Here is a 9,493-nt window from a genome sequence, read left to right on the forward strand (position 1 = left end):
AATCAGTGTTCTCCACCCGGCGCAGAAACCGTTTCTTTCGTGGTATCCGGCGCCTCTTGTGCAGCCTGACGGCGTTTTGTTTCCTCGGCGGCAATACGCGCTCTTTCCTTTTCGAGCGCTATCTGTTCGAGCACTTTCCGAACCGGAGCTTCAGCACGGTCAATAACGGTGGAAGAGATTTCGACCGGAGGAATATATTTGGCGAATTTCACCATGTCCGATTCTTCGAATATCTCCCGGAAGGAATCGGCCACTCCCCCGTATCGAGGCTGACGGGCAAGGGTGCGTTTAATCTCCTCCGTAGTGCTGTACATGGCCTCAAAGCCCATATTGCGGTGAATGAATCCCCGCATGGCGGTGGAAACCATCAGGTAGAGCTCTTTCACCTGGCCGCTCTCCAAAAGATGCAGCGCCCGGATCCGCTCGAATTCTTCCACCTCATCCAGCGGTTCGATGATGGCAGGAGCGGATACCTTCTTTTTCCTTCGTTTCAAAATGTACCAGGCTAGAGCCGAGGCGAGGACAGGCAGGATAAGGAGAAGAAGCCAGCCTGGGAAGCCTTTCGCCGGGATTCCCAGCGGAGCGCGGTTCGGTTTGGGCGGCGCATCAGCTTTTTCCGCCACTCCTGCCGACCTGATTTCCAGAACATTGGATAAAGCTTCACCGCCCCTCCCCGAACCGGTGACGAAATCCAGCACGAACGGTCCTACCTTCAGGGTATCGGCGGAAAGAATGTACGTCAGAAATCCATAAGTGCGCCTGATTCCCGCAGGAGTTTTTTCTTCCTTCGTCCACTGTTTCCGGGTATCGATAAACAGGGATTTGTCTTTCAGGTAGGGTTCTCCGGCCTGAACGCTGTCGGGCAAGGTTACAGTGCAGAAGATAGAGAGGGAATCACCGATAACAATCCCTGGCTTGGATGCCTTTATTTCGATACTCAGCCCTTCGGGGGGGCCGGCTATTGGCGCCGGCGCCCCTTCGGCAAAGCAAAAGAGCAGAAAACAAAAGCAGATGATATGGTTCAGACTATTTGCCAAAGACTGTTTCCAACACATAATTTATACTGGAAGTGATCCCTGACCCGGTAACAAAAATGGTCGGCGACAGATTAGTCAGCACATAGGTTTTAACGGTGTCCTGGGTGAATGACTTGCCGTAGGTCATCTCCGCCAGAACCTGGCCGCCTGCATAAAAGGTAAGCACGAACTTGGGTTTTTGAAGCTCGGTTTTAACCAGATCGGCGGGAGTCGGATTCATGGAATACACGTCGCTGATCAGCATGAACCGGCTGATCGCGAAAAGGTTGTTGATTACATCCTGAGGAACATTTTTATCCACCGGGGATGTCACGCTCCAGTTACTTTCCGGATCTTTTGTGAAGGTAATCGGTTCCTTCCCGGATTTCAGCACGATCTTGTCGACTTCATTCCGATTGAATTTCACCGGCTGTTTGTCAATAAACCAGGCATTGTCCCGGGTGAGAAGCGTTATCAGACTGTTTTCCAGGGTAAACACCTGTTCGGCGTCGAACTGTTTGGCGTACCAGAGGTACCGTCTCCCTTTTTCAGTCAGCTTGTTCCCGATAAGGAGTATTTTATCCGGCATTCCATACTTGAGCTGAACATTCAGAACCAGTGAAGGATCATTCAGCCCGTATTTAACCAAATCTCCGGGCTCGCTCGGCTCAAGAGTCGATTTGTAGCTTTCCGAGATCTTTTTTATCAGCTCTTCCATATTCTGCACATCGCCGGAATAATTCCACGGGTAAGCCATCATCCAGGTCACCCCGTTATGGACCATCTGGATACGGTCGGTATCGTTCTTTCCGCGGGTAACCTCGATTCCCCGTATATCGTCACCCACCACATTGAGAATTGTGCGCGACCGGAAAAACACGACCGGCTTTTTCATGATATCAGAAAGGACATTACTCACCGCCAGAACCCGTTTCTCAGAAGAGAATTTGACATAGGTCATGGTCTTGTCGGGGGTATCTGTTCCGATATACAGGGTATCGGGCTTGCCGGAATCGTATTCCATCGCCATGTAATATTTTGAATTACTCAGCGCGTACGGCTTCAGATCTTTCGGCTTTTCATCCACAACGGTGAGAATGTCGCTCTGGTGAAGGGAGGCGAAAAGACTGTAAATCTGCGGCCCCGACGCCTCAGTTTTCAGGGGTTTGGTGATGTTCCAGATTCGTCCCACTCCACGCTCGAAGAGAATAGAGGAATCCGGCCGAACCAGGGAGAAAGCTTTAATATTGTCCAGTTCAAATCGTATCAGCTTGCTTTCCTGGGCTTCTTTAGCCTTCTTCTGCTCTTCCACTTTGTATACTTTGAAGTATACGAAAATTCCCAGGACAATTACAGCTGCGAGTACAGCGAGAGATTTTACTAATTTCATGTTTTTTTCTCCATTTAGCGTCTGCGATACCAAACAACGAATCCAGCCATGAAAATGGCAAAGGGAATCACAACCAGGGTAAGCAGGGTTATCATTCTCCGGTCGGATTCCTTTAACTCCACCGGGGTGAATCTCGTGGTGTTTGGCGTTATTTCAATTATCTTTTCGTTCTTGGTAATCCAGTTCACCGTATTGGTGAAAAGGCTCATATTGGCGGGAAATGGAGTCACAAACTGATTGGATATGAATGCAGCATTTCCGAAAAAGGCTGAGCGTACCTTGGTGGTGTGTGTGTCCCGGGTCGCAAGGGAATCGGGAAGCTCGAATTCACGTTCGGCGGTCACAGCAACGGTGACAGGGCCTTTCAGTTCCTTCTCATCACGGCTGGGTTTTTTTGCGGTATTCGCTGTTCTAGCCGATTCGAGATCGGTTTCAGCCCAGCTGTTTTCACTGGATACCGCAAGTCTTACCAGCTTGATGCTTTTAGCCCGAATCACAGGAGTCATGCTCCGCACAAAGGGGAACAGGAATGTCTGATTTTCCAGCTTCTCGGTAATTTCCGAAGAATCTTTTGGGGCGCAGAGCGGTGCAAGGGCACCGCCGAACTGGGTGGTCAGGCTCTTGGAAGTTTCATACACATAATCATTCCCGGGCAGAATACCGTAGGACTCCACAATTTTTTCGAGATTCGTCTTGATACCGGGGTTGAGCATCAAAATTACCGAACCCTGTGAAACAACGTAATTCATGACCATATTCTGCTCTTCATCGGTGAACGGAACTGTTGGTCCGGCGACGATCAGGACGGTACAGTCTTTCGGCGCTCCGTTCTTTTCGAGGATATTTATTGTCTCCATAAGGTAATTCTGCTCCTCAAGGCGCTCCTTGATCAGGCTTAGTCCGTTGGATTTTACATTTTCCAGACTCAGCTCGCCATGGCCGGAGGTAAAATACGCTTTCTTCGTGGTGTCGGTCATCAGCCGGTAGATGGCTGTGGTGATGGCCCGCTCATGGTATAATCGGCTGGTCGGGCTGGGATTGATACGGGTTTGTTTCCCGAGGCTTTCCAGGACAATGGTTCCGGGAATGGTTACCTCGTATTTATCAGCCGCCACCGGATTTTTGATGGGGTCGATATATTCCACCTTGATATGACGCGAGCCTTTCACATATTTTTCCATGATAAGCCCGACCTGCCTCTGGGAGTTGGTAGTGTAGAAAGCTTTGATGGTTACATCGAATTTCAACTGGTTAAGCAGATTTACGGTCTCCCTGGAAAGGGAATTCACCTTGTTCTTTGTTACATCATAGCTCGGCGCTCTTACCGCAATTACATAATTGGCGGCGATAAGCCCCAAAAGAAGAGCAAGGGCGAAAACCACCGGGCTGAGGCCATACTTGTATATCTTTTCTAAAATTACCCTGGTCAGATTTGTTCTCCTGCCCTGCATGTTATTGCCTCCATCTTGCAGATTCAACGCTGATTCCGGTCAGGAATAACCCGAAGACGGTTACCGAGAGGAAGTAGAAAATATGCTTGATCCCGATAAATCCCTGGGTAAACGAGTCCAGATGTTCGGGGAATGACAGGTATCGCACGAAGGTGTTGTACGGAGGATTCAGGTACTGCGAGGTGGCGAAAAGGAGCCATAATCCCATGATCGCCGAAATGGTAACAGCCGCCGCAACAATCTGATTTTCGGTGAGAGAGCTGAAAAACATCCCGATGGAAATTATTGCAGAACCAAGCAGTATAGTACCGAGATAGGAGCTGAACACCGGCCCCCACTCGAGCTTGCCTCCGGATTCAATCATCATTATCACATTAAATGCCATGGTCAGAACCAGCATGAGAGTATAGATTGTTAAAGCCGAAAAGAATTTCCCTAACATCACCTGAGTGGTGGTAATGGGAGAAGTCATGAGCAGTTCCATGGTGCCCGTTTTCTTCTCCTCGGCATAAAGGCGCATGGTAAGGAGGGGAACAATGAGAAGAAACAGGAAATTGATATAGGTGAAAACGGTGCCGGCCACCATGTTCACATACATCATTGGAATCGCTGTTTTATAGTTCTGCGCCATTCGAAGATAATCCATTGTCTGGTTGGCAAAGGCGAAAAACGTGTCTTTGAATACATTTCCCACCACAATCATGAATACGAACGCCAGAATATAGAAAATCGGTGAAACAAAGTAACTTCGGACTTCACGTACATATACCGCAAGAGCGTTTCTCATCTATCAGTCTCCGTTATTTCATGGTTACCTGGATAAATATATCCTCGAGAGTCAGCGATACATCCCGGAGCTGGAGGAGTTCCAGATTCTCTCCGACCACCGTTCTTGCCACCTCGGGCCTTACATCGGCGGTGCTGTCAGTTTCGATCTTGTATGAAGAGATACCGTCGGTACTGTTCTCCGGAAAAATGCCGGTAATTCCTGGTATTTTTTCGATTTTGGGCAAGAGCGATCGGACATCTCCCCTCACTTCGATAACAAACTGCTCCTTTTGAGGAAGACGCGCCCGCAGATTCTTGGTCGAGTCCTCGGCCACCATAATTCCGTTATTGATGATGATGACCCGCTCGCAGGTCATGTCCACCTCCGGAAGTATGTGGGTCGAAAGGATAACTGTATGATCGCCTCCAAAGCCCTTGATGAGATTGCGAATCTCCACGATCTGTATGGGGTCGAGGCCGATGGTCGGCTCATCGAGCACCATGATCAAGGGATTGTGGATCATGGCCTGGGCGATTCCCACCCTCTGGCGGAATCCTTTGGAGAGAGAATTGCAGTATGCCCGGTAGTACCGGTTGAGTCCACATTTTTCCACTACCGAGCTGACACTTTCCCGCAGCTTGGAAGACGGCACCCCTTTGATTTTTGCGGCGAATTCAAGGTAAGTTTTTACCGTCATGTCCATGTAGAGAGGAGGGTTTTCGGGCAGGTATCCAATGCGTTTCCGGACTTCGAGAGAGTCGTTCACCACATCCATGCCGTCCACTTTGACCGTTCCTTCGGTCGGAGAAAGGTAACAGGTTATGATTTTCATGGCTGTGGATTTTCCGGCGCCATTCGGTCCGAGAAAACCAAGCACCTCCCCCTTTCTGACCGTAAAGGATATTTTATCCAGAGCGAGTTTTGTTCCGTAATACTTGGTCAAATTCTGAACATCAATCAATTTCCCCTCCTTCACATAAGTAATTCAGTGCCTCTATCAATAGGGCTTTTCCTGCTCCAAAGCCGATATAATCTTACTGACTTCGCGGATTTCTTCCTGGTTCCCGTTTATGAGCAGCCGCACCGAACCTTCCGCGCCGCGGATGCCTCCCGCCGCAATCTGTAAGGCATGAGCGCCGGTCAGGATACAGATCGCCTCAATTTCGGTGATGATGACGCCGGTCAGGGGCATGAGGGCATTACCCGCGTTCTCCTCCATGCATTCGGCTGATGCTTCGAGGATGCCGCAGGCAATCTCTTTTTCCAGCCCGACCGGTATGATAAGCCTGAGTTTTCTGCCATAAAGCGGCCCCCAGAATCCTCCGCTTGTTCCTCCCGCCGGATGTCCCACCAGGCAGCCGGCTATCCCTTTTGCATAATTGAGAGCGTTCGCCCCTTTGATGATGACATCTCCAGGCGACATATTCTTCGCGGCGTCGATTACCGTCTCGCCGTCCATGTGGATTTCCCCACGGCGGATGATGATGTCATGCATGACCTCCTGCGCCGGCGTCACTGCGGGAAATGAGCCTTCCAGGTTCTTCGGCATCGTCACACCGGTAGTGTAACCGAATTTCTCTATCGCCCTTCCCAGAAACTCCTCGGCAACAGCCGAACAGGTAGTTCCACGGCATATTCCGATGACTCCGTTGTGGAACGCCGCCCTGACATTCGGATGATGTACTACTCCCCTGGCAATGAGCCTTTTAGACTGAGAAACGGTCAATATGGTTTCGATTTTCATAATTTTTCCTATCCGAGTATCCTATTTGAAAAGGTTAGTGATTGGAAATAGATCCTGAAACGAGTTCAGGATGACACGTGTCATGCCGAACTTGTTTCGGCATCTATATGAAATCACAGCAAACTATTTCAAAAATACTTACCTGATACATACTCGGAATATCTTTTATCTGAACTGCCGGATTCTCTTCTTGAAAAACCGCACAAGCTCTTTTTCATACGCCTGGCCGGTCTTAAGGGGGATCCGGTCCACACCGTACCGCCGGAAAAGTGAAGTTAGGTCCGCCTGCCGTTTCTGCATATATTCCCAATACCGCCGCCGAACGTTTTTTGAGGAGGTATCCGCTATGAACACATCCCCGGTTTCCGCATCCTCGCAAACCACCAATCCTGAATCGCTCAGCGCTTCCTCGCGTTCATCCCCGATGGTGACAGCGATAAGATCGTGCTTGCGGGCGGCCACGCTCAGTGCCGGCTCAAAGCCGCTGTCCATGAAGTCCGAAATGAGAAAAACGATGGATTTTCGCTTCATAATACGGTTTACATGGCCGAGCGCTTCGTTGATGCTCGTTTTTTTCCCCTCGGGTTTGAAAAAGAGAATTTCCCGGATAACCCGGAGAACATGCTTTTTCCCCTTCAGGGGAGGGATGTAGAGCTCGATGCGGTCGGTGAAAATAATCAGCCCGACACGGTCGTTGTTTTTTATTGCGCTGAATGCCAGAACAGCCGAAACCTCTGCGGCCAGGTCCGCCTTGAACATCCCGCGGCTCCCGAAATGCCCGCTCCCGGAGGCATCCACCACGAGCATCACGGTAAGCTCGCGTTCCTCCTCGAATGTCTTGATGTACGGATGGCCCATTCGGGCGGTTACATTCCAGTCGATAAGACGGATGTCATCCCCGATGCCGTATTCACGCACCTCGGCGAATTCGATTCCCTTGCCCTTGAACACGGAATGATATTCGCCGCTGAATACGTCGTTCACCACCTTTTTGGTCCTAAGCTCGATTCCTCTGACCTTTTTGGCTATTTCTTCGGTCTGCATGGCTCACGGGACCTTTATATGCTCGAATAATTTCCGGATGATGTCTTCGGGGGAGATTTCTTCGGCTTCCGCCTCATAGGTCAGGATTATCCGGTGACGGAGCACATCCGGCCCGATCACTTTCACATCTTCCGGAATCACATATCCTCTTCCCCGGAGAAATGCATGCGCCTTCGCCGCCAGGGCGAGATAGATGGTCGCTCTCGGCGACGAACCGTATTCGATGAAACCGGCCAGCTCCCCAAGGCCGTACTCGGCGGGTTTACGGGTGGCAAATACGATATCCAGGATATAGTGCTTGACCTTGTCATCCATGTACACCGTTTTCACCACTTCGCGGAGATGAAGGATCTGGTCAAGGCTGATCATCGGTTTCAGATGTATCGGCGGCTGGAGGACGGTGCGCTCCAGGATGGCGAATTCCTCTTCTTTCGTTGGGTAACTCACCAGCACTTTGAACATGAACCGGTCCACCTGGGCTTCCGGCAGGGGATAGGTTCCCTCCTGCTCGATGGGATTCTGGGTGGCAAGCACCATGAACGGGTCTTCGAGGGGATAGGTGGTATCGCCGATGGTCACCTGATGCTCCTGCATGCATTCAAGGAGCGCGCTTTGCACCTTGGCAGGTGCGCGGTTGATTTCGTCGGCGAGGACAAAATTGGTGAATACCGGCCCCTTTTTGGGGATAAATTCTCCGGTTTTCTGATTGAAAATCAGGGTTCCCACCAGGTCGGCGGGAAGAAGGTCGGGGGTGAACTGGATACGCTGGAAACCGGCATGCACGACCGAGGCGAGTGTGCTGACTGTCAAGGTCTTGGCCAGGCCCGGTACTCCTTCCAGGAGTATGTGGCCCCCGGTCATGAGACCGATGAGGAGACGCTCGATCATGGTTTCCTGTCCGACGATCACCTTGCCAATTTCGGCAGTGAGCGAGCGGACGAGAACGCTTTCCCTGGCGATTTTTTCATTGAGACTGATTATGTCGTATTGCACCTGCCACCCTCCGGAATGTTACTTGGTTTTTGCAGCCGTTTCACCGGCTTCTTTACTCTGGTCGGAAACGATGTTCTTTACCGTGCTCCACTGTTCAACCGGCAGTCCGACATTTTCAAGCAGGACCTTGGCAGATACGGTCAGCCCCGAATCAGGATATGCGGTGATGAATTTGTTCAGCACCGCTTTCGCTCTTTCGGTGTCTTTCATGTCTTCATAATACATGTACCCTATGAGAAACATGCCTTTGTAAGCTTCGGCCGATTTGGGGTATTTCTCCTGGAGACGGTTGTATGCAGCTTCCGCTTCCTTGAATTTCTTTTCGCTCTGGTTTATTGTGGCAATAGCTAAAATCACTTCCGGGGTGCGCGGGTCTTTGGGAAATTTCTTCTCGAAGCTTTCGAGAAGCTGCATTCCCTTTGCTTCGGTTTCTTTTTTCTGAATCAGCGTTTTTCCCTCGGTATAGAGCTTATCCGGAGATTTTCCGCATCCTGAAAGAAATGCCGCAGAAACAAAAAAAGCCACGGCAAGAAATGACATAGCGGTTGTTTTAAGGATCATTTTCTTTTCCATCTATTTTCTCCTACTTTTCTGATGCAGGGCTTTTAGTTGAACTTGTCTCGGTTTTCTTGGGGAGATCGATATTCTTGTCGGCTTTGGCGTCTTTCTTGTACGACTCGCTCCGATGATCGGTGGCATAAAACCCGCTGCCTTTAAAAATAAGACCGGCGCCTGTGCCGATGAGACGAAGCACTTTCCCGCAGCATTTAGGACAAACCCTTACAGGCTCGTCTTTCATGCTCTGAAACATCTCGAACTCGTGCCCGCAATCCTGGCATCTATATTCGTATGTCGGCATTTTTCCTCCCGTAAGTTCATATAAAGTCAAAATATAAACATGAAATATAATTAAATGGCTTTCATCAGTCAAGGATGATAGTGAGTTTCTGGCCATCCCCCATTTTTTTCTTTGGCGACAAATATGCCATGCTATTTATATGCTCTAAAGACAAAATCCCCCCGCCGCATAAAGCGGCGACCCCCTTGTTAAGGGGGTAAGATACTGCCTGCCAATATGTTTCCCCC

At 50.1% G+C, this 9,493-nt stretch carries 10 protein-coding genes; all 10 read right to left on the reverse strand.

All coding sequences use genetic code 11. The annotated features are described in order from the left end of the window. Positions 1-2 precede the first annotated feature (2 nt). Positions 3-1,037, reverse strand: coding sequence for a hypothetical protein (locus tag Q8O92_12150; protein ID MDP2984067.1), 1,035 nt, complete (start codon positions 1,035-1,037; stop codon positions 3-5). Further along, positions 1,027-2,406, reverse strand: a complete 1,380-nt coding sequence (locus tag Q8O92_12155) for a DUF4340 domain-containing protein (protein MDP2984068.1) — start codon at positions 2,404-2,406, stop codon at positions 1,027-1,029. Before Q8O92_12155 ends, Q8O92_12150 begins: the two co-directional genes overlap by 11 nt. A 14-nt stretch (positions 2,407-2,420) precedes the next feature. After that, a complete protein-coding gene (locus Q8O92_12160) occupies positions 2,421-3,857 on the reverse strand; it encodes a GldG family protein (GenBank protein MDP2984069.1) in 1,437 nt (478 codons plus the stop codon). Between the two features lies 1 nt (position 3,858). Next, complete coding sequence (locus Q8O92_12165) at positions 3,859-4,644, reverse strand: ABC transporter permease subunit (protein ID MDP2984070.1); 786 nt, start codon at positions 4,642-4,644, stop codon at positions 3,859-3,861. Between the two features lie 13 nt (positions 4,645-4,657). Next, positions 4,658-5,587 (reverse strand): ATP-binding cassette domain-containing protein, encoded by a 930-nt coding sequence (locus Q8O92_12170; GenBank protein MDP2984071.1) that lies wholly within the window; start codon positions 5,585-5,587, stop codon positions 4,658-4,660. Positions 5,588-5,623: 36 nt separating this feature from the next. Next, positions 5,624-6,370: a hypothetical protein gene (locus Q8O92_12175; protein ID MDP2984072.1), complete on the reverse strand. Its 747-nt coding sequence runs from the start codon at positions 6,368-6,370 to the stop codon at positions 5,624-5,626. 165 nt (positions 6,371-6,535) lie between these two features. Beyond that, positions 6,536-7,414 carry a DUF58 domain-containing protein gene (locus tag Q8O92_12180; protein ID MDP2984073.1) on the reverse strand — a complete coding sequence of 293 codons (879 nt, stop codon included), beginning with the start codon at positions 7,412-7,414 and terminating at the stop codon, positions 6,536-6,538. A 3-nt stretch (positions 7,415-7,417) separates the two neighbouring features. Beyond that, complete coding sequence (locus tag Q8O92_12185; protein ID MDP2984074.1) at positions 7,418-8,407, reverse strand: MoxR family ATPase; 990 nt, start codon at positions 8,405-8,407, stop codon at positions 7,418-7,420. 18 nt (positions 8,408-8,425) lie between these two features. Continuing rightward, the gene (locus Q8O92_12190; protein MDP2984075.1) at positions 8,426-8,980 is read right to left on the reverse strand and encodes a tetratricopeptide repeat protein; all 555 of its coding nucleotides are present in this window, start codon (positions 8,978-8,980) and stop codon (positions 8,426-8,428) included. A gap of 10 nt (positions 8,981-8,990) precedes the next feature. Further along, positions 8,991-9,266: a zinc ribbon domain-containing protein gene (locus tag Q8O92_12195; GenBank protein ID MDP2984076.1), complete on the reverse strand. Its 276-nt coding sequence runs from the start codon at positions 9,264-9,266 to the stop codon at positions 8,991-8,993. Positions 9,267-9,493 lie beyond the last annotated feature (227 nt).

Origin of the sequence: Candidatus Latescibacter sp. (assembly GCA_030692375.1) — a bacterium.
Classification (GTDB): Bacteria; Latescibacterota; Latescibacteria; order Latescibacterales; family Latescibacteraceae; genus JAUYCD01.